Annotated in this window: 16 protein-coding genes and 1 pseudogene; 12 read left to right on the plus strand and 5 right to left on the minus strand. The window is 68.6% G+C overall.

Annotated elements, in window-relative coordinates; translation table 11 throughout:
* Positions 1 to 360, plus strand: a pseudogene (locus ACWDS7_RS13940) (Acg family FMN-binding oxidoreductase); the annotation flags it as partial.
* Between the two features lie 88 nt (positions 361 to 448).
* On the opposite strand, the gene ACWDS7_RS13945 reads toward ACWDS7_RS13940, so the two are convergent.
* Entirely contained in the window at positions 449 to 1,222 is a 774-nt protein-coding gene (locus ACWDS7_RS13945) for a pyridoxamine 5'-phosphate oxidase family protein (protein WP_451929575.1), read from the minus strand.
* A 502-nt stretch (positions 1,223 to 1,724) separates the two neighbouring features.
* Here ACWDS7_RS13945 and ACWDS7_RS13950 point away from each other — a divergent pair.
* The 5 genes from ACWDS7_RS13950 (at position 1,725) to ACWDS7_RS13970 (ending at position 7,335) form a co-directional block, all read left to right on the plus strand.
* A complete protein-coding gene (locus ACWDS7_RS13950) occupies positions 1,725 to 4,181 on the plus strand; it encodes a cation-translocating P-type ATPase (protein WP_451929576.1) in 2,457 nt (818 codons plus the stop codon).
* 196 nt (positions 4,182 to 4,377) lie between these two features.
* Positions 4,378 to 5,244, plus strand: a complete 867-nt coding sequence (locus tag ACWDS7_RS13955; protein WP_451929577.1) for a universal stress protein — start codon at positions 4,378 to 4,380, stop codon at positions 5,242 to 5,244.
* 148 nt (positions 5,245 to 5,392) lie between these two features.
* Positions 5,393 to 5,563: a hypothetical protein gene (locus ACWDS7_RS13960; protein WP_451929578.1), complete on the plus strand. Its 171-nt coding sequence runs from the start codon at positions 5,393 to 5,395 to the stop codon at positions 5,561 to 5,563.
* 631 nt (positions 5,564 to 6,194) lie between these two features.
* A complete protein-coding gene (locus ACWDS7_RS13965; protein WP_451929579.1) occupies positions 6,195 to 6,497 on the plus strand; it encodes a putative quinol monooxygenase in 303 nt (100 codons plus the stop codon).
* Between the two features lie 85 nt (positions 6,498 to 6,582).
* Complete coding sequence (locus tag ACWDS7_RS13970) at positions 6,583 to 7,335, plus strand: AraC family transcriptional regulator (protein ID WP_451929580.1); 753 nt, start codon at positions 6,583 to 6,585, stop codon at positions 7,333 to 7,335.
* Positions 7,336 to 8,007: 672 nt separating this feature from the next.
* Here the strand turns inward: ACWDS7_RS13970 and ACWDS7_RS13975 are convergent.
* Both ACWDS7_RS13975 and ACWDS7_RS13980 read right to left on the minus strand, forming a co-directional pair.
* Entirely contained in the window at positions 8,008 to 8,688 is a 681-nt protein-coding gene (locus ACWDS7_RS13975) for a phosphotransferase (protein ID WP_451929581.1), read from the minus strand.
* A gap of 180 nt (positions 8,689 to 8,868) precedes the next feature.
* Positions 8,869 to 9,732 (minus strand): hypothetical protein, encoded by an 864-nt coding sequence (locus ACWDS7_RS13980; protein WP_451929582.1) that lies wholly within the window; start codon positions 9,730 to 9,732, stop codon positions 8,869 to 8,871.
* Positions 9,733 to 10,006: 274 nt separating this feature from the next.
* Between ACWDS7_RS13980 and coaD the strand changes: the two genes are divergently transcribed.
* The gene (gene coaD, locus ACWDS7_RS13985) at positions 10,007 to 10,438 is read left to right on the plus strand and encodes a pantetheine-phosphate adenylyltransferase (RefSeq protein WP_451929583.1); all 432 of its coding nucleotides are present in this window, start codon (positions 10,007 to 10,009) and stop codon (positions 10,436 to 10,438) included.
* Positions 10,439 to 10,515: 77 nt separating this feature from the next.
* On the opposite strand, the gene ACWDS7_RS13990 is transcribed toward coaD, so the two are convergent.
* On the minus strand, positions 10,516 to 10,845 hold the full coding sequence (locus ACWDS7_RS13990; RefSeq protein ID WP_451929610.1) for a transposase: 330 nt from the start codon (positions 10,843 to 10,845) through the stop codon (positions 10,516 to 10,518).
* Positions 10,846 to 11,008: 163 nt separating this feature from the next.
* On the opposite strand from ACWDS7_RS13990, the gene ACWDS7_RS13995 reads away from it, so the two are divergent.
* Together ACWDS7_RS13995 and ACWDS7_RS14000 are read left to right on the plus strand one after the other, a co-directional pair.
* Positions 11,009 to 11,917 carry a universal stress protein gene (locus ACWDS7_RS13995; RefSeq protein ID WP_451929584.1) on the plus strand — a complete coding sequence of 303 codons (909 nt, stop codon included), beginning with the start codon at positions 11,009 to 11,011 and terminating at the stop codon, positions 11,915 to 11,917.
* Positions 11,901 to 12,167 (plus strand): CBS domain-containing protein, encoded by a 267-nt coding sequence (locus tag ACWDS7_RS14000; protein WP_451929585.1) that lies wholly within the window; start codon positions 11,901 to 11,903, stop codon positions 12,165 to 12,167. Before ACWDS7_RS13995 ends, ACWDS7_RS14000 begins: the two co-directional genes overlap by 17 nt.
* Here ACWDS7_RS14000 and ACWDS7_RS14005 read toward each other — a convergent pair.
* A complete protein-coding gene (locus ACWDS7_RS14005; RefSeq protein WP_451929586.1) occupies positions 12,149 to 13,639 on the minus strand; it encodes a bifunctional aminoglycoside phosphotransferase/ATP-binding protein in 1,491 nt (496 codons plus the stop codon). The two genes, ACWDS7_RS14000 and ACWDS7_RS14005, sit on opposite strands and share 19 nt — an antisense overlap.
* A gap of 190 nt (positions 13,640 to 13,829) precedes the next feature.
* Here ACWDS7_RS14005 and ftsH point away from each other — a divergent pair, with 190 nt between their 5' ends.
* From ftsH to ACWDS7_RS14020, 3 genes are all read left to right on the plus strand, one after another.
* Positions 13,830 to 15,890, plus strand: a complete 2,061-nt coding sequence (gene ftsH / locus ACWDS7_RS14010) for an ATP-dependent zinc metalloprotease FtsH (RefSeq protein WP_451929587.1) — start codon at positions 13,830 to 13,832, stop codon at positions 15,888 to 15,890.
* 248 nt (positions 15,891 to 16,138) lie between these two features.
* Positions 16,139 to 17,017, plus strand: a complete 879-nt coding sequence (locus ACWDS7_RS14015; RefSeq protein ID WP_451929588.1) for a universal stress protein — start codon at positions 16,139 to 16,141, stop codon at positions 17,015 to 17,017.
* Positions 17,018 to 17,233: 216 nt separating this feature from the next.
* Positions 17,234 to 18,085 carry a universal stress protein gene (locus ACWDS7_RS14020; protein ID WP_451929589.1) on the plus strand — a complete coding sequence of 284 codons (852 nt, stop codon included), beginning with the start codon at positions 17,234 to 17,236 and terminating at the stop codon, positions 18,083 to 18,085.
* Positions 18,086 to 18,131 lie beyond the last annotated feature (46 nt).

Raw genomic sequence — 18,131 nt, forward strand, 5'->3', positions numbered from 1 at the left:
CCGCACTTCGCCCAGCGCGACTACGCCCACGGCCACCCCTGGGGCGACGACAGTGACCAGTTCTTCTCCGCCTCCACCGGGACGGTGGCGGTGCTGACCACGCCGGGGGACTCCCGCGAGGACTGGATCATGGCAGGTCAGGCGCTGCAGCGTGTCCTGCTGCACGCCTCCGCCTACGACGTCGGCGCGGCCTTCCACACCCAGGCGCTGGAGATGCCCCACCTGCGGGAGTTCCTGCGGCAGGAACTGCTGTCCGGCGAACACCCCCAGATGATCATGCGTCTGGGCTACACCTCCGGCACGGGCGGGGGCGTCCGGCGGCCGGTCACCGACGTGCTGCAAGAACGCCGACCCAACTGACCTGAAGGGGGTGTCGGTAAGACTCACGCCACCAGGTAAATGTCGATGCCCTGCTCACAGGCGACGGCGGTAAGAGCGTCCAGGGCCTTCACGGGCCGTGCCAGATGCGGCGGCCGGTGATCTCGGCAGGAGTGATCTTGACATAGAGTTCGCGGTCGCCGCCGGCCCAGGGCCGGACATTCAAGGTCATCACGGCCGCCTGTTCCTCGGCGGTGGAGACGTGGTGGACGCCACCCCGGATGAGCACGCTCCAGCCTTCGCTGTTGGCATCGTCGATCCGATCGACCTCGAAGGCGATTTTGAACTCGACGCCGTTCACGCCGGTGCTCAGGTTCGCGTCGAACGGGCCGCCGAAGGCGGTGCGGAAGATCACGGAGCCTTCGTGGAGGACGTAGTTGACCGGCAAAATCATCGGGCCGCCGAGGTCGTTGAAGGCCAGCCGGCCGACCCCGCCGGGGGAGATGAGCCGTAGGCACTCCTCCGTGTCCAGTTTTTCCAGCTCAGGATGACGGGCGGCGGCGCCTCGCCCGGGTGGGAGGTCGATGGTTCCTCCGAGCAGCTCCGCGGTGCTGGTATCCAGAGCGTAGGCCAGGCGATTTATGGTCTCGATGGCGGGTGCGGCCGCCCGCTGCTCCACGTAGGCGAGGTAGGCGGGGGCGATTCCGGCACGGTTCGCCAGCTGCTCCCGGTCGAGGCCGAGGCTTTCACGTCGCCTGGCGATCCGGCGGCCGAGGTCACCAGGAGCATTGAGGCGTTCAGTCATGGGCTTCTCCCAAGAAAAGGCGGAAATCGTCGGCGGAGACCAGGTGCGCGGCGGCGGTCGGCGCTCCTTGCTGCAGCAGCGTTCTTGAACTTCTCTCATACGGTGGGTCTGCTTCGGATACGACGCCGAGCCTTCACGGCCGGCCTCTGAGGATGTCCTTTCATCAAGAACGCTATGGCGAGTCATTGAGAACGCTATGGCGAGGGGAAGCGGAGAGAACAGGGCCAAACGTCCTGTCCATCGCGGCCGGGCGACCTGACTTGTTCAGGTGCTTGACTCGGGTGATGTCCGCGGCCTGTGCGGGAAATCCGGTCGGACTGCTCGCCACAATGGCCACACGGCTCTGTCCTGGGGCTTGAGCAGCAACCGAACGGCCAGTGGCGTTGGTGAGCCAACCGCAGGTCAGTCCCACCCGCACGCCGACGGCACTTCCTCCGCCTGCGGAACGGCCCCATCGCCCTGGTGGTTCCCGCCGTCGTCGGCGGCAGACGCGTTCCGCAAGGCAGCCCTGATCAGCCACGGTTGACAAAGGCCGAAGGTCCCTCACCTCGATGGCCTTCGCCTCCCGCTCCGGCCGCCGGTCCGATGATCTGCTGAACGTATGCAGGCCGACACGGACACCCTGCCGGGCCTCAGCGAGGTTGAAGCCGTCCGACTGCTGGACGGATACGGGCCCAACGAGCTGCCACGGTCACGACCTCCCACCTTGCTCGCCCGCTCGGCCAGGCAACTCGCCGATCCGCTGTCGATCCTGCTGCTGATCGCCGGACTGGTGACGCTGGTGGTCCTGGCCGAGGTCCCCGAAGGCGTGGCGATCCTGACCATCCTGCTGGTGAATGTGGTCATCGGGGTCAGTCAGGAGGTCAAGGCCGACCAGGCGGTCCGTGCGCTGCGCAACCTCACCGCGCCCATGGCCAAGGTACGGCGCGGCGGCATCACCCGGCGCCTCCCCGCCGCAGAGGTCGTGCCCGGCGACGTGATCGAGGTCGCGGCCGGCGACCGGGTGCCCGCTGACGCTCGCGTGGTCAAGGCGAGTGCTCTGGGCGTCGACGAGGCCATGCTGACGGGGGAGTCACAGTCGGCCGACAAGCGGGCCGGCGGCGCCACCGGCCTGGGCACCCTGCTCGGCGACCGTGATGGGGAACTGTTCTCCGGCACCCTCGTCGTCCGCGGCGGGGGGACGGCCGTCGTGGAGCGGACCGGCGGCGCAACCGAGATGGGACGTATCGCCGGCGCCCTCGAAGGAGGGTCGAAGGGACCGTTGGAGATGGATCTGGCGCAGGCGTCCCGGCGGATCGGCCTGCTCGCCGTGGCAGCGGGTGTGGTCATGGTGTTGATAGGGCTGACCCGGGTCGGCCGGGGCGAGGCCGCGCTGCTCGACATCGTGCTGGCCGGGGTCGCGCTGGCCATCGCCGCCGTCCCCGAGAGCCTCGCCGCCGCGGTCACCACCGCCCTGGCTCTCGGTTCGCAGCGGATGGCGCGGCTGGGCGTCATCGTCCGCCGGCTTCCGGCGATCGAGGCTCTCGGCGCCACCACCGTCATCGCCTCCGACAAGACCGGCACGCTGACTACCGGGCGACTTACGGTCGTCGACCGGGTGCCCGTTCCCGGCGCGGACTTGTGGCGGGCCGCGCTGCGCTGCAACGACGCCCGTGACGGGCTCGGCGACGCGGTCGACGTGGCGCTGTGCGCAGCGGCCGAGCGTAGCGGGGCCCGGCTCGCCGACGGCGAGGCGCGGCTGGCCACCCGGCCCTTCGACGCCGAGACCCGGTCCATGGCCGTGGTGACCACCGGGCCGCTGCTGACCGTGAAAGGAGCGCCGGAAGTCGTGCTGGCCCGCTGCACGGCCGGCGGGCAGACACAGCACCTGACGGACGCCGTGGCAGGCCTCGCCCGGCGGGGATTGCGCGTGCTCGCACTGGCCGAGGCGGACACCGCGGATCTGGACACCGACGGGTTGCGCCCGCTCGGTCTGGTGGGGTTGCGCGACGAGATCAGGCCCTCGGCCCGTCAGGCGGTCGCCGACTGCCGCGCGGCAGGCATCCGGGTCGTGATGGTGACCGGAGACCACGGCGACACCGCCCGAGCCGTGGCAGAGGAGGTCGGCATCCAACCTGACCCCGTGGTCACCGGAGTCTCCCTCGACGGGGACGACAGGAACGCGCGGCTGCGCGGGGCGGCCGTGCTGGCCCGCGTGGACCCGGCCACCAAGCTCGATCTGGTCCACGCGCTGCGCGAGCACGGTGAGATCGTCACTATGACCGGCGACGGCGTCAACGACGCACCCGCGCTGCGTCACGCGGACGTGGGCGTGGCGATGGCGGGCGACGAGGGGACCGACGTCGCTCGGGAGGCGGCCGCGGTCGTCGTCACCAACGGTGAGCTCGGCACCATCGTCACCGGGGTGCGCGAGGGACGGCGCCTGCACCACAACGTCGCCTCGATGATCGGCTATCTGCTGACCGGGAACCTGGCGGAGATCATTCTGGTGCTCGTCGGCCTGCTCATCTGGCCAGACCTGATCATCCCCTTGCTCCCCGTGCACCTGCTCTGGATCAACCTGGTGCTGGACGGCATCCCCGCCATCGCCCTCGGTGTCGACAGGCCCGCCGGGGACCCTCTGGCACTCCGTCCACGGCGGGGCGGTCTGCTGTCCGGTGCTGTGCTCGGCCGCGTGGCGGTGCGATCGCTGATCGTCGGTCTGCTCGTGATCGCCGCGGTCGAGGCCACCCGGAGGATGGGCTGGAGCGCGGAGCAGGTCCGCACCCAGGCGGTGCTCACGCTGGTCTTCGCCCGGCTGACCCTCGCCTACGTCGTGCGGGCCCGCAGGTGGACCTTCGAACGAGGCTGGTGGCGCGGCCGCACGGTCCTGGTCGCGGTCACCGCCACCGCGCTGCTCCAGGCGTTCGTCACCCTCGTGCCACCACTCGCCGCCCCGCTGGCCCTGGTGCCAGTGCCTGCGGCCGGGTGGGCGATGGCCCTGGCGGCAGCGGCGCTCACCCCGCTGCTCTGCGACCTCGCACGGCCACTCGGCAGAGAGAAAGTCGACGCCGGCTGACAGCAGAACCCCGCGGCGGGTTCAGCCGCTCGGCACCCTCCGCTTCACGACGGCGACAGCAGGGCGCCGGTTGTTCCGGCGGTGATCGGCAGAGGGGGCTCCAACGGTGACCGGAGGTCCCATGGAGAAAGGACCTTTGCCGGTGTCGCCGCCATGCCGTCCAACGATGTGATGAGAGCGAGGAAGGGAGAACATCATGATCCTGGTAGGAGTCGACGGCTCACAGGCCGCGCTTGAGGCCGTGAGCTGGGCGGTACAGGAGGCTCGGCTCCGCGACGCCGGGATGCGCATCGTGCACGTCATGCCGGCTTGGCCGCTGGAGATGGCCGAGGACGCCCCATACGCCGACGTGGGCCGGTGGATGCGCGACGGGGCCGCTTCCATGCTGACGGACGCGGTGGAGCGAGCCCGTGAACAGGACGACCGCGTCGAGGTGGAGTCGCTGCTGCTGCCGGGCGACCCCCGGCTCGCCCTGACCGAGGCCGCGAAGGACGCCGACCTCCTGGTGGTCGGCAGCCACGGGCTGGGCGGGTTCTCCGGCATGCTGCTCGGATCGGTCGCGCTGGACGTGGCCGGACACACCTCCTGCCCGGTCGCCGTCATACGGAACCTGCCCACGCAGGAGCACAGCGAAGTGGTCGTCGGCGTCGACGGCTCCCCGGCCGGCGCGGCCGCCATCGAACTCGCTTTCGCCGAGGCGTCCCTGCGCGGCGCCGGTCTGCGGGCGGTTCACGCCTGGAGCCGGCCCATCGCCGGCTGCGGCCCCTTTGCCCTGGAGTCCGCGCAGGAGACGGCCGAAGGCGAGCGGCGCCTACTGGCCGAGGCGCTGGCGGGCTGGAGCGAGCGCTATCCGGATGTCAAGGTCACCGAGCAGGTGGAGCACATGCACCCGGTGGAGGCACTGAAGAACGCCTCAGCGCACGCCGACCTGTTGGTCGTGGGATCACGCGGACGCGGCAGCCTCGCCGGGCTGCTGCTGGGCTCGGTCAGCCACGCGCTGCTGCACCACGCCGCCTGCCCGCTGATCGTGACACCTGCTCCGGCGACGCCTCGGCACACCTGATCAGAAAGATCACCCTGGGGGCGGTCGTACGAATGGGTGGAGACACTTCCCCCTTGTCACCGGCCAATCCAGAGCCGTTGCCCGGCAGAGGTCTGAGAGCATCAGAAGCGGACCACGGCAAGGCGGCGCTGCGCGCCTACTGGGCGACATGCTGGAAAGCGACGTGAACGCGACCGCCCTCGCCGGGCTCACCGGCATCTGGCTGGACCGCGGCATCGACTTCGTCACCGGTGGACCATCGCCGACGGCAGACGAGACGGTGCTCCGCATCCAACGACTCACCGACCTCCCCGACCGCCTGTCACGCACGGACGCCTGACCGGTTCTCACGAACCTCAGCGTGGTTTGAGGGCGGGGAGTCCGGTCTTCTCCTCGATTGGGGTTGAGGAACCTGGGGACAGTCGTCGGCGCTGAGACTGGTCTTGGGGGCGGGTCAGCGGCGGTCGCGGCGTCGGGCGGCGCGGAACCCGGCCGCCGTGCCGGTTGATCGCCGTGGCGAATTCTCCCGGGGCGCACGCAGCTGGAGGACGCCCTCGCGCAGGGCGCGGCTACCGCCGCTGGGCTGGCCCGAGCCCAGGCCCGGCACGGAGCCGCCCAGGAGCACCACGTCACCGACCTGCGCGGTCAGTGCGCCGATCTCAAGGCCCAGCGCGAGGCCCTGCGCGCCGAGGTGAATCAGCTACGCACGCGCGTCGACTCCGACTCCGATCGAGCCGGGGAGGACCGGGGAAGAAAGGTGAACCGGGATTCGAATTCCATCGCACTCCCCGAGCTGGGGAGTTGCGACGACCGCTGGAAGGGAAGGGGCCGCCGAGGGCGTGGATGCTGCGAGTGGGCGTGTCCGTTGGAAGCGTGAACGCGTCCGGCTCGCGGAAGCCGGCCAGGCCGGGTCGGTGTGAGGATCGGGACATCCCCGGGCGGCAGTCGCCGCCCCGATCCAGGAGGTCCTCGTGATCATTGCCATTGTCGACTTCGACACCGCCGCTGCCGACCGTGTGGCTGCCCTGGCCCAGCTCGACAGCGTCTGCGACGAGGTGCGCGCGATGCCGGGCAACGTTGCCTTTCGGGCGTACGCCTCCCGGGAGGACGAGACCCGGGTAACCGTGATCCACGAGTGGGACGACGAGGAGTCGTTTGCCGGCTACCTGAGGTCGGACTCCTTCGCGCGCTCCGGTGAGATGCTTCGGCCGATGATGGTCGGGGCGCCGGTGAGCCGGCGCTTTCGCGCGGAGTCGCTGGAGACCGTGGCCTGACCGGTGTCATGGCGGCTGCCTACGATTGGCTCATGCGAGGCTGGTGTCATGGTGGCTCCTACGGTTGGTTCATGCGAGGCTGCGGATGAACCGGAAGGCGTACAGCTTCGTCCGCACGTTCCCGCAGGAGCCTGCTCGCACGCTTGAAGTGGACCGTCACTACCTGCTCTGCGCCTCGGCCGGTGCCCTCCGGCTCGAGGCGCAGGGCCAGGCGTGGCTGCTGCCGCCGGCACGGGCCGCCCTGATCGAGGCGGGCCAGGCGATAAAGGTGAGCATCCCGCAGCCGGTCACGACCGCGTCCGTGCTGTTTGACCCCCGATTCACCGCGGCCCCGCCGGCGCCGTTGACCGTATTCGACCTCAGCTCTCTGGCACGCGCACTGGTCAACGAGTGCGGCACCTGGGGCGAGAGCGACGAACCTCTTACGGCGTACGCCGAGACGCTTTTCACCGCGCTCGGCGCGGTGTGCTGGCGGCTCGCCGAGCGGCCGAGTCCAGTCGTCGTGCCGGCGGGGCGATCACCGGAACTACGTCGCGCCCTGCAGTTGACCGAGGAGCGGCTCGGCGGCGAGCTCCGCTTCGAGGACGTGGCTGAGGAGGTGGGCCTGGCGCCACGGTCGCTGGCCCGGCGCTTCGAGGATGAGACCGGTATGACGTGGCGGGCAGTCCTGCGCCGGATGCGGGTCCTGCGTGCGATCGAAGAACTGGCCGCGGGCGATACTCCGATCACCGAGATTGCGTTCACGGTCGGCTACACCTCACTGTCGGCGTTCAACGCCGCGTTCCGACAGCTGACCGCCCGTACACCCACGGAGTACCGAGCCAGCTTCCGGCCCTGACCAGATAGTCGCCGGCACAGTTCTCTCGCGGAGTTCGCGGGACGGTGACGGGCTGGACGGGCCGGAGTCCGTGCCGCTCGGTGTGGAAGCTGGCCGAGGAGCGGGGACGGACGTCGGGGACCGCATTGACGCAAGCCGCGATCGACCTGGACTGTCTGCCCGCACTCGAAGCTGCCGCTGGATCGGGATCGAAGCAGGCCGAGCTTGTGTGGCCTCGATATGAGCCGGTGATGCGAGTGCTGGACGACTTCCGCGGTCTTCGACAGGTGGGCCGAGGCGCCGGAGCGGGCGCGTCTGCTCGCGGCTGAGCTCCGGCAAGCGGCTACCGAGCTGGAGGCCGATCTATCTCTGGAGAACGATCTGAGTTGATCTTGTGTACCGGAACGCGGATTGGTGTACAAGATCAACTCAGCTGGGGCGCGGGCATACAGTTCGCGCCCGCTATTGCCGGAACGGCTCGTGTTTTGCCCAGAAGGCTCTGTCCGCGGTGGCAAGGCCCGACGAAGGAGGGCCGCGGCAGTTTCCTGAGTCAACCTAGGTGGGCTTCCTCCGTAGATTGCTCCTGTGTAAGCGGCCACGGGAAACCCTGGTCGGCGGACATGTGGGTCTAGGTGGGCGAACATCGGAAATTCTGGTCGATGGCTACGTAAATCTCTCGATCTTGACCGGCCTTCAGCCTCTGCGATCCGCCATGTGGCCGATCGCAGGGTGCAGGGAGCTCACCAGCGCCACGGCCTCGTCGAGGAGTTGTCTCTCGGCCTGACTCAGCGTCGGGTTGGCGGCCCGTATTGCGAGAGCCCATTCGAGGTCGATCGCGTGGTCGACGTCGCTGAGCAGGGAAACCAGGATCATGCGGGCCAAAGGCGCATCGGCCCGGGGGCCCACCGCGACCTCCGCCAGGATCAGAGCGGACATCCCCCAATCCAGCGCGGGCGGGCCCTCCCTGGTATCGGCCCAGTCGATCACCACTGGCCCCTCGGGCGTGAGCATCACGTTCTCCGGGTGCAGATCGAGGTGGAGAACACGATCCGTTGGATCGGTCGAGACCCGCGGCGGGAGAGCGTGCAGGCGACGCAGCAGCCCCGCGAGAATCGCGCCGGCTTCCGCTGGAGTGATCATGCCCTGCTGGAGCGCCTCGACCATGGTCGGGCCGGACAGCCGCTCCATGATCAGGTCCCCGCCTGCAATCGGTCCGACACGCGGCGCCGGATAACCCTGGCTGGAAAGGTGAGACATCACGGCCGCCTCGGCGGAGGCGTCACCGCCGTCCCGATAGCGGCGCAACACCCATGCGTCGTCGACCACGAACACGTCCGCAGTGCGGCCGGAACCGAGTAAAGGACCGGGTTGCATGCCAGGAGCATAGGGCGCACGACGGTATGAACGGCAACCGCCTCTTTGGTGATGTGCACCCTTCCGCTCAGGCCACTCACCACGACACCACCTGGCCACCCACCAGGAAGTTTCGGGCTCTGGGACAAAAGTCGTGAAGCGGTGACGGAACGTGCTCTTCTTCTAGATCGCGGTCAAGGTCTACTGTCCGGCGAGCCCGGTCTCGCGGGCGTAGCCGGGCGACAGGACGACCGGGCCGGTCCACTCGCGGACGACGGCTACCAGCTGGGAACGATCAGGCCTGGCGGGAAGGACGCTGATGCCCCGTGACCAGTTCTCCAGCAACCCCTCGGTCGTGGCGATGCAGGTAGTGACGAGGGTGTGGGGCTGGTGCTGGTTGTTCCAGGTGTGCCACAGGGCCCAGCCCTCGGCGCGTGCTTCGACCCCAAGACGGCCGCAGAGCTCTGCATAGGAGTTTGTGTCCGGCCCGATCAGCCCGGCACCCGCGATCCGGTACAACGGCCGTTCGTCGACGCATCCGTCGCCATCGAAGTGGTAGTGGCGCAAGGTTCGCGCGAGTTCATTGATCGCACGTTGGAGTGGATTTGCATCGTCTAGGTCGGGCGAGTAACTGAGCCGGTCTTCACCGAAGGCATGCTCGACCAGGTCGCGGGCGAGCAGTTCGACGCGGCGCAAGTAGTCAAGTTCATCAAGATCAGATGACACACGGATCAGTCTGCCAGTTGCCCATGCAAGGGGCTCGTGAATATTCCCGGGGTGATCGCGATCCCGTAACAGACTGCGTATGGATGCGGCCGCACCGTAATGATCGGGTTCGACCAAGAATCCGATCATCCGCGAGCGGCCGCGAGGGCTGTTGTGCTGCACTTCCAAGCGGGCGGCGAGAGCTCCCGCTTCGATCTTCTCCCACTCTTGTTCCCCCACCTGGCGGTCGTCCAGGTAGAGAAAGCGACGGAGGACGGAGGCGGCCTGCTGGTCAGCGCACGAGTGAAGACCTCCGAGGCCGGATGCGGCGCCTGCGGCACGCTCAGCCAGCGGATCCACAGCCGCTATCGTCGCCGTCTACAGGACATGACCTGCGGCGAAGTGCCCGTGACCATCGAACTGGAAGTGCGGCGGTGGTCCTGCGTCAATCTCGACTGTCCGGTCCGCACCTTCGCCGAGCAGGTGGCCGAGCTGGCCCCAGGCCGCATGCCTGGTCGGCCGGCCGCCGGGCGCGCGGCGGGACGCGCCGGGCGCGGGCCGCCCTTGATCTTGGTGGTCTGGCTGCCCTGGCACTTCACCGCCGGGGATCGGCCGCTTGTTAGTCTTTCCGATCATGCGAGCCCTCTTCCCAGGATCCTTCGACCCGGTCACTCAAGGGCACCAGGACGTTCTCCGCCGTGCCGCGCTTCTGTTCGACGAGGTCGTCGTCTGCGTGATGTTCAATTCGAACAAGACCGGCCGCTTTCCGATCACCGAGCGGCTGGACCAGCTCCGCGCGGCAGCAACCGGCCTGAGCAACGTCACGATCGACTCCCACACCGGCGGCCTGCTGGTCGACTACTGCCGCCGAGTCGGAATCGACGTCGTCATCCGCGGAGTCCGCAACGTTCACGACCTGGACTACGAAATGCCGATGGCCCACATGAACCACGAACTGGCCGGAGTCGAAACGTTCTTCATCGCTGCAGACCCCGCCCACGCCCACATCTCCTCCACCCTCGTCACCGCGATGAGCCGACAAGCCCTTGGATCGTGTCCTGAATGATGATTTGAGCGAGCTTCTTTCTGCAGGTGAGGGCGGCTGTGAGGGTGAGGAGGGCGGCGAACAGGGGGCCGTGGCGTTCATAGCGGATGGTGAGGCGACGGTAGCCGAGCAGCCAGGCATCCGGTGATGAGGTCGCTGCGGTACTGGATCTCGCGGAGTCCTCGGCGAAGGGAGCGGAGCAGTTGGCCGGGCTCGGTGAAGGTGAGGTTGGTCTGGCTGCTGCGTCGCAGCATGGGCCAGACGCTCTCCACCGGGTTGAGGCCGGGCGCATACGGCGGCAGACAGTAGACGGTGAGCCAATCGCGGGCGTCGATGAGGGCGCGCAGCCGGACATCGCGGTGCACGTTGAGGTTGTCCCCGATGAGCACGGTCGGGGCGCCGAGCCGGCAGTGGACCGCGATCAGCAGATCCCGGTAGTCGCTCCAGCAACTTCGTCAACTGCCGGCCGTCTCAGGAACGGCCCGGCTATGGCCATGGCGGAAACCAAGGCGGAAGGTCCCACGCCGGTGGGACCTTCCGCCCTGCCACGCTGAGGTCTTTGCCGCCGATCCTGGGAAGGGGGTGGAAGGGATGACTGATTCCCGCGACGTCGTCGTCGGCTATGACGGCTCCGACTTCTCCATGCAGGCCTTGGAATGGGCGATGGACGAGGCCGAGCTGAGGAAGCTGCCGCTGACGGTGTCCCACGCGTGGCGGTGGCCGTACGGCGAGGCCGACGAGGAGGCCAGAGGCCACCTGCGCAAGGCCGCCGAGCATGTGCTGTACCACGGCGGCGAGTGCGCCCGCTCGTGCAGCACGATCACCGACGTCGCCGTCGATCTGTACGAGGGAGCCGCCGCCGAGCGGCTGGTGGAGCTGTCGGCCCGCGCGGAGCTGGTCGTGCTGGGCTCGCGTGGCATGGGCGCTTTGGCCAGGACCGTTGTGGGGTCGGTGGCCGGCTACGTGGCGGCGCACGCGTGCTGCCCGGTGGTCGTCGTGCGTGGGCCCGGCCCGATTCCCGTTCCGCGGCACCGCGGGGCGGTGGTCATGGGGATGACCGCGCACACGCCCGACGCGGCGATCGAGTTCGCCTTCGCTGAGGCCGACATCCGGAGGCTGCCCTTGGTGGCGGTGCATGTCGGGCACCTGCAGCCGATGGCGTGGAGCGCGCCGATGCCGCTGGTGCCCGACACACAAGCCATTACGACGGCGGCCGAGGACGATATGCTCGAACGGTTGCAGCCGTGGCAGGCCGCCCGTCCCGCGGTGTCGGTGCGCACCTACTTTGTCGCCGCATCACCCAAGGACGCCTTGCTGGATCTGTCGAAGGATGCCGCTCTGATGGTGGTCGGCGGCGCACGTGGGCACGGCAGGCTCGGCTCGGTGACCGCCTCGATCCTTCAGCATGCGTCCTGCGCCGTCGCGGTCGTCCCTGTCCTGAAGGAAAAGCCACTGCAGGCCGAGGGTTCCCTTTCCGCCTTCCATGCCGCCGAAGGCTGATCAGAACATCCTCATCGAGGAGAAAGCCAGGGAACAGCTCCTGGTGACGCACGTGAAAGACGTCATGGGTGTGGTGGCCGTCGCGGTTCACCGGCAAGCGACGTTCACCGAATTGGTGGCGACCATGCGCCGGTTCAAGGTGAGCGCCGTCGCCGTGATCGACACCGACGGACGCGCAGTCGGGACGGTGTCGGAAGGCAACCTGCTGTTATACCCGAACAATGCAGATGATCAGCCAGGTTCCATCTGAGGGCGTCGGAACCGCCAGGAAACGGGGGGAGAAGCGTTGATCACCGTCAACGCCCGCTGCAATGCCTGTTCCGGGAGTGTGCTGGTGTCGATCTCGACTGCGTCGGGCCAAGGGGCCATCTTCGCCGCCACGGCCGCGCCGATCATCTGATCGGCGTCTGAGACAGCGCCGGTACGGCGGGCGAGGCGCTCGGCGGCGATCTGCGGTAGAGCGGTGCAATGCAAGGCCACCAGGTCGCTGGAGGTGCGCCGGGCGAGGCGCTCGGCCGCTGCCCGGTGCCCGGCGTCACCCCATGAAGCGTCGAGGATGACCGGCTCACCATGCTCAAGCAGCTTCCCGGCTCGCGAGAGCAACTCGTCGTAGGTGCGTTCGGTGTGCTCATGGGTGTAGATGCCTTCGCCGAAGGGAGCGGAGGCGGACTGGTCAGGCGAGATGCCGGCCAGTTCCTTACGGACGCGGTCGCTGTTCAGCAATGTGTAACCGAGACGGTCGGCGAGGGCGGCGGCCAGGGTTGATTTGCCGGTTCCCGGGGCTCCGCCGACGAGGATCAGGGTTATCGTGCCTGCCCGCAGGTGGCGCAGTGTGAGCTCGGCGAACCGGCGAGCCTCCCCGGCCGCACCGGAGTCTCCCTGCCCCCGCCGGAAGCAGGCGACCTTGGCGCGGACGAAAGCTCGGTAGGCGACATAGTGATGCCACAGCGAGGGCGGGGCGAGGTCGCCGGTGAACTCGGTGTAGTGGTGCAGGAACACCTCGGCCAGCCGTGGTGCTCCCAGCCGTTCCAGGTCCATGGCCAGGAAGGCCGCGTCGTCAAGGCCGTCGACAAAGCGCAGCCGTTCGTCGAATTCCAGGCAGTCCAAAATCCGTGGACCATCGTCCAGGCAGAAGATGTCCTCTGCGAGCAGGTCACCGTGGCCGTCCACGATGCGGCCCTCATCGGTACGGACGGTGAACAGGGCATCACGGCCGTCGAGGAAGCGCAGCGTGAGCCGTTCGATCTCCCCGACGATCTCGGGGCCGAGGACCGGCTCGGGAAGTGCCCGGACCTGATCAAAGCTCGCGCTCCACCGTGAACGTAGCGCCTGCCCGCTTCCCTGCTGGTCGATCTGGGGACTGTGGCGAGAGCGTCCGTGCATGCTCGCGACCATCCGGGCGATCTGTCGCAGGTGTTCCTCGACCGGTCTCCCCGAATCGATCATGGTAGCGAGGCGGCGCTCTTCAGGCATGCGCCGCATCACGACGAGATGCTCACAGATCTGACCGTCCGGGCCGAGCACGTCGGCGACTCCCTCGTAGACATCCGGAGCCAGCCGCCGGTTCAGCTCCACCTCCTCATGGCAGCTCATCTCCCGGGCCTGCCGGGTGGTGAAGTCCACGAATCCGAGGTTCACCGGTTTCTTGAGTTTGAAAGCGTGATCCCCGAGGAGGAGCACGACGCCGATGTGCGTCTCCTTGATCTGCGCCCATGGTCTCATCGACGATGCCTCCATGTCCGGGTCCGCCGTCCAGGCGATCGAGACCGGAATGGACAGATGGCGCCCATTTCCAATGCCGGCTCAGGTGAGGGGGACAGGCACCCCCATGCCTGATTTCTCCCCCGGCTGTGGCTGGTGAATCGGGCGGACCGTGACAGACCGTATCGATGACCGGGCGGGGTGCCGGTCCGTGAGAGGGGCCTTCCGGCCTGGCCTTCGGGTCTTTCGGCCCTGCTGCGCCTCTGTCGTGTGGTTGAAAGCTGGCGGTGAGCAGGGAAACCGATGGGGAGACCGGCTGATGATCACGCGAATTCGACTGCGCGGCCGGCACATGACGGGTAAAGCGAAGCCAGGACCACCGAATGAGCCCCCACCTCCGCCGACGACACCGCCGCCTCCCAACTGGCGGAGTTGGCTGCTACCGGCGGCGATGACGATTTTCCTGTTGTGGCTGCTGATACCCGTCATGTTCACCGGGTCGGCGGCCACGCCGTACTCCTACAGCGACTTCGTGACGAAGGTGAGCGCCGGGCAGGTCAAGGCGGTGACGATTGATGATCAGGGTGCGGTGTCCGGCGACCTGAAGGATGGTGCGAGGTTCACGACCCAGATTCCCACAGCCCTCAATGTCGGCCGGCTGGATGCCCAGCTTCAGTCCAATCATGTTCAGATCACCGCGACCCGGTCCGACGGCTCCCTGGGGTCGATCCTGATCAGCTTCCTGCCGTTGGCGCTGCTGGTCGGCCTGTTCATGTGGAGCGGACGGAAGGCGCAGCAATCCCTGGCCGGTGGTCTCGGGGGGTTCGGCCGGTCACGAGCGAAAATCATCGAGGCGGAGCGGCCGACCACCCGGTTCGGCGACGTCGCCGGTTATGACGGTGTCAAGCAGGAGATCAGTGAGGTCGTGGATTTCCTGCGGGCCCCCGAGCGGTACGCGGCGGCGGGCGCGAAGCCACCCCGAGGCGTGATCATGGTGGGCCCTCCGGGGACGGGAAAGACGCTCATCGCCCGCGCCGTGGCCGGTGAAGCAGCCGTGCCGTTCCTGTCGGTCACCGGTTCGGCGTTCGTGGAGATGTTCGTCGGTGTGGGCGCCTCGCGGGTCCGTGACCTCTTCGACGAAGCACGCAGACGCGCGCCCTCCATCGTCTTCATCGACGAGATCGACGCCATCGGCGGCCGGCGAGGCGGGGCGGTCACCGGCGGCAACGACGAACGCGAACAGACGCTCAACCAACTGCTGGCCGAGATGGACGGCTTCGATCAGAGCAGCGGAATCGTCGTCCTAGCCGCGACGAACCGGCCCGAGACCCTTGATCCGGCTCTGCTGCGCCCCGGCCGCTTCGACCGGCAGGTGACTGTGCCGCTGCCCAACCAGGTCGAGCGGGCGGCGATCCTGGCCGTTCACGCGGCTGGAAAGCATCTGGCCCCGGACGTCGATCTCGGGGTGATCGCCCGTGGTACCCCGGGATTCTCCGGCGCGGACCTGGCCAACCTCGTCAACGAGGCCGCCATCAACGCCGTCAGGGCGGGCCGTACGACCATCGACGCCCATGACCTCGACGCGGCACGCGACCGGGTACTGCTCGGCCGCCGGGAGACCTCCAATGCTCTGCTTCCGCAAGAGCGCCACGCGGTGGCCGTGCATGAGTCCGGGCATGCGCTGCTCGCCACGTTGTGCGAGCATGCCGACCCGGTCGCGAAGGTGACCATCCTTCCCGCCGGTCTGACGCTCGGCGTCACCGAGCAACTGCCCGAGGCCGAGCGGCACCTCTACAGCGAGAGCTATCTGGCCGACCTGCTCGCCGTACGGCTCGGCGGCCGGGCCGCGGAACTGGTCGTCTTCGGCGAAGGCTCCACCGGCGCCGCCAACGACCTGGCGGCCGCCACGCAGATCGCCACCCGCATGGTGCGTGACTTCGGACTGTCGCCCGCGCTCGGCCCGGTCGGCTACTCCTCGGCCACTCCCCAGTATCTGGGCGAGGACTCCGAGAACTTCCAGCGCAAGCCGTACTCCGAGCGGACCCAGAAGATCATCGACGAAGAGGTGGCCCGGCTTCTCAGCGGGGCAGAGAAGCGGGCGATCGACCTGCTGCGCGCTCACCGCGGCGCTCTCGACCGGCTCGCGGTGATCCTGGTGGAACACGAGACCATCGCCGGTGACGTCGTCGGCAGTGTGCTGCAGGCTGAGCCCGTGGTCGTGGCGACCGATACGCTGCACAAGGCGATTCAGGCCCGGAGCGGCCCACGATGAGCGGCTCCTTCCTGCTTTCCGACGGCAGGCGCCGAAGCCGGTGCGGACAGGCTGGACGTCCTCGCCGAGCAGACCTGTCGAACCTGAGATCGCCAATGGCGGCAATCACGGTGGACGTGGTTCCGGCCCGATCGGTGATCATAGGGGGAGCGGCCGGGATCGGTCATGACCGCTGAACCCGCGTCCGTCCGCAACGACATCCAGGGCGCCTGGACCGCCTGACACACCGACGTCTGAGGAGCCCCGTCATGAACAGATCCGTAATCGCCGGCACCGATGGCTCTCCTGCCGCGTCGGAGGCGGTGCAATGGGCCGCGCGTGAGGCCGTACTGCACGCCAGGCCCCTGAGGATCGTTCACGTTCGCGAGCAGTGGGCCGGCGACGTCCCCATCCACACGATGAAGAACTACCGGGATCCAGAGGCGAAACACTGCCGTGCGATGCTCGCGGATGCGGCCGAGGCGGCGCGGGTGAGCGCGCCTGGCCTGCAGGTCACCACCGCACTCGTTGACGGAGACCTCGTCCGAAGGCTCCTGGAGGAGTCCGAAGCGGCCGATCAGATCGTGATCGGCAGCCGAGGCCAGGGCGGGTTCGCCGGGCTGCTGCTGGGCTCGGTCGGCATGGGCGTCGCGGGCCACGCCGGCTGTCCTGTCGTCGTCGTCCGCGGTGACTCCGCGACACGCCACGGCCGGATCGTGGTCGGGGTCGACGGATCGGAGGGTGCGGAGGCCGCGCTCGCTCACGCCTTCGCCGAGGCCGAGATCCGAGATGCCGTCGTGCACGCCGTCCACGCCTGGCAGCCCCCTGGCCTGTCCACGCCGGCCGTCGAGAGCGGATCCGCGGGGGAGAGGATCATCGCTGAGAGAGGCGCGTTCCTCCGGCAGGTGCTGGCTCCGTGGCGGGAGCGGTTCCCCCGTGTCACGGTGACCGAGTCGATCGTCTGTGGTCATCCGGCCGGAGTCCTCTGCGACGCCTCCACCGAGGCCGACATGGTCGTCGTCGGCTCCCGGGGTCACGGCCTGCTCGCCTCCGCCGTCTTCGGCTCGGTCAGCCACGGCGTCCTTCACCACGCCCACTGTCCCGTCGCCGTCGTCCGTCCGAAGGGGGCGGCTCCGGAGCCGGCGTAGTCTCCCGAGCGGAGCAGGCGCCCGAATGCGATCGGCGGGAAAGGCGGTGCGGTGGCGCGCCTGATCGGCCGCGGCGCCGGAGAACCCTCAGCCACGTGACCGGACTCTCCGGCAGGGAAAGGGCGAAGGTCCTGTTCATGCCGGGACGATCGCCCCTGGGGAAAACGCCGGCGCCGCGGTCGGATGGAAGCGCAGCAGAAGCGAGAGGAACATGTCATGACCGAATCGATCACCGCTGCGACGGACGGCTCGCCCGCCGCCATGGCGGCCGTGAAATGGGCGGCTGATGACGCCGCCCGCAGAGGGTTGCCGTTGCAGATCGTCCACGTTGTGGACCGCTGGCCGTATGGCGTCGCCGCGTTCCCGCCGCCCGACTGGATCGAGCTCGCGGCGCGCGCCGGCGAGCAGGTGCTCGTCGAAGCGATCACCGTGGTCACGGAATACCGGCCGGACGTCCGGGTGAGGACCGAACTGATCGAGGGATCACCGGCCAAGGTTCTGCGCGAGCAGGCCGGCACGGCCACCGAGCTCGTGATCGGCAGCCGCGGCCTGGGCGGCTTCGTCGGCGCCCTGCTGGGCTCAATGGTCCTCCACGTGGCCGGTCATGTGCCCGGCACCGTCGTAGTCGTCAGGAGGGACGCCGACGAGCCGTACGGTGAGATCGTCGTGGGTGTCGACGGCTCCGCCGAATGCGAGCCCGCGCTGGCCTACGCCTTCGAGCAGGCCAAACTGCGCGGCTGCGCGCTGCGCGCCGTCCACGCCTGGCAGCGGCCGGTGTACGGCCTCATACCGGAGATCCCCGCCGACATAGAAGAGGTCCGCCGTTTCCACCAGCGTATGGTGCGCGACAAGCTGGGCACCTGGCGGGAGAAGTTTCCCGAGGTGGAAGTGGTGGAGGACGTTCAGGGCGCGCATCCGGTCGAGGCCCTGACCGATGCCTCGGCCAGGGCCGACCTGGTCGTCGTGGGCTCGCGGGGGGTAGGTGCGGTCGGCTCGGTGCTGCTGGGCTCCGTCAGCCGCGGCGTGCTGCACCACGCCCACAGCCCGGTGGCGGTGGTCAACTCGTGACCACCGGGCTCGCACGGCAGGCCTGACGAGCCGCCGGCCATCCGCT

It is taken from the genome of Streptosporangium sp. NPDC003464 (assembly GCF_053588315.1).

Excerpts from the sequence above, each read along its gene's own strand:
- ACWDS7_RS13995 (WP_451929584.1), top strand. The coding sequence starts at position 11,009 with ATGACTGATTCCCGCGACGTCGTCGTCGGCTATGACGGCTCCGACTTC.
- ACWDS7_RS14005 (WP_451929586.1), bottom strand. The coding sequence starts at position 13,639 with ATGAGACCATGGGCGCAGATCAAGGAGACGCACATCGGCGTCGTGCTC.
- ACWDS7_RS14000 (WP_451929585.1), top strand. The coding sequence starts at position 11,901 with ATGCCGCCGAAGGCTGATCAGAACATCCTCATCGAGGAGAAAGCCAGG.
- ACWDS7_RS13950 (WP_451929576.1), top strand. The coding sequence starts at position 1,725 with ATGCAGGCCGACACGGACACCCTGCCGGGCCTCAGCGAGGTTGAAGCC.
- coaD (WP_451929583.1), top strand. The coding sequence starts at position 10,007 with ATGCGAGCCCTCTTCCCAGGATCCTTCGACCCGGTCACTCAAGGGCAC.
- ACWDS7_RS13975 (WP_451929581.1), bottom strand. The coding sequence starts at position 8,688 with ATGCAACCCGGTCCTTTACTCGGTTCCGGCCGCACTGCGGACGTGTTC.
- ACWDS7_RS14020 (WP_451929589.1), top strand. The coding sequence starts at position 17,234 with ATGACCGAATCGATCACCGCTGCGACGGACGGCTCGCCCGCCGCCATG.
- ACWDS7_RS13970 (WP_451929580.1), top strand. The coding sequence starts at position 6,583 with ATGAACCGGAAGGCGTACAGCTTCGTCCGCACGTTCCCGCAGGAGCCT.
- ACWDS7_RS13945 (WP_451929575.1), bottom strand. The coding sequence starts at position 1,222 with ATGAGAGAAGTTCAAGAACGCTGCTGCAGCAAGGAGCGCCGACCGCCG.
- ACWDS7_RS13955 (WP_451929577.1), top strand. The coding sequence starts at position 4,378 with ATGATCCTGGTAGGAGTCGACGGCTCACAGGCCGCGCTTGAGGCCGTG.
- ACWDS7_RS13960 (WP_451929578.1), top strand. The coding sequence starts at position 5,393 with ATGCTGGAAAGCGACGTGAACGCGACCGCCCTCGCCGGGCTCACCGGC.
- ACWDS7_RS14015 (WP_451929588.1), top strand. The coding sequence starts at position 16,139 with ATGAACAGATCCGTAATCGCCGGCACCGATGGCTCTCCTGCCGCGTCG.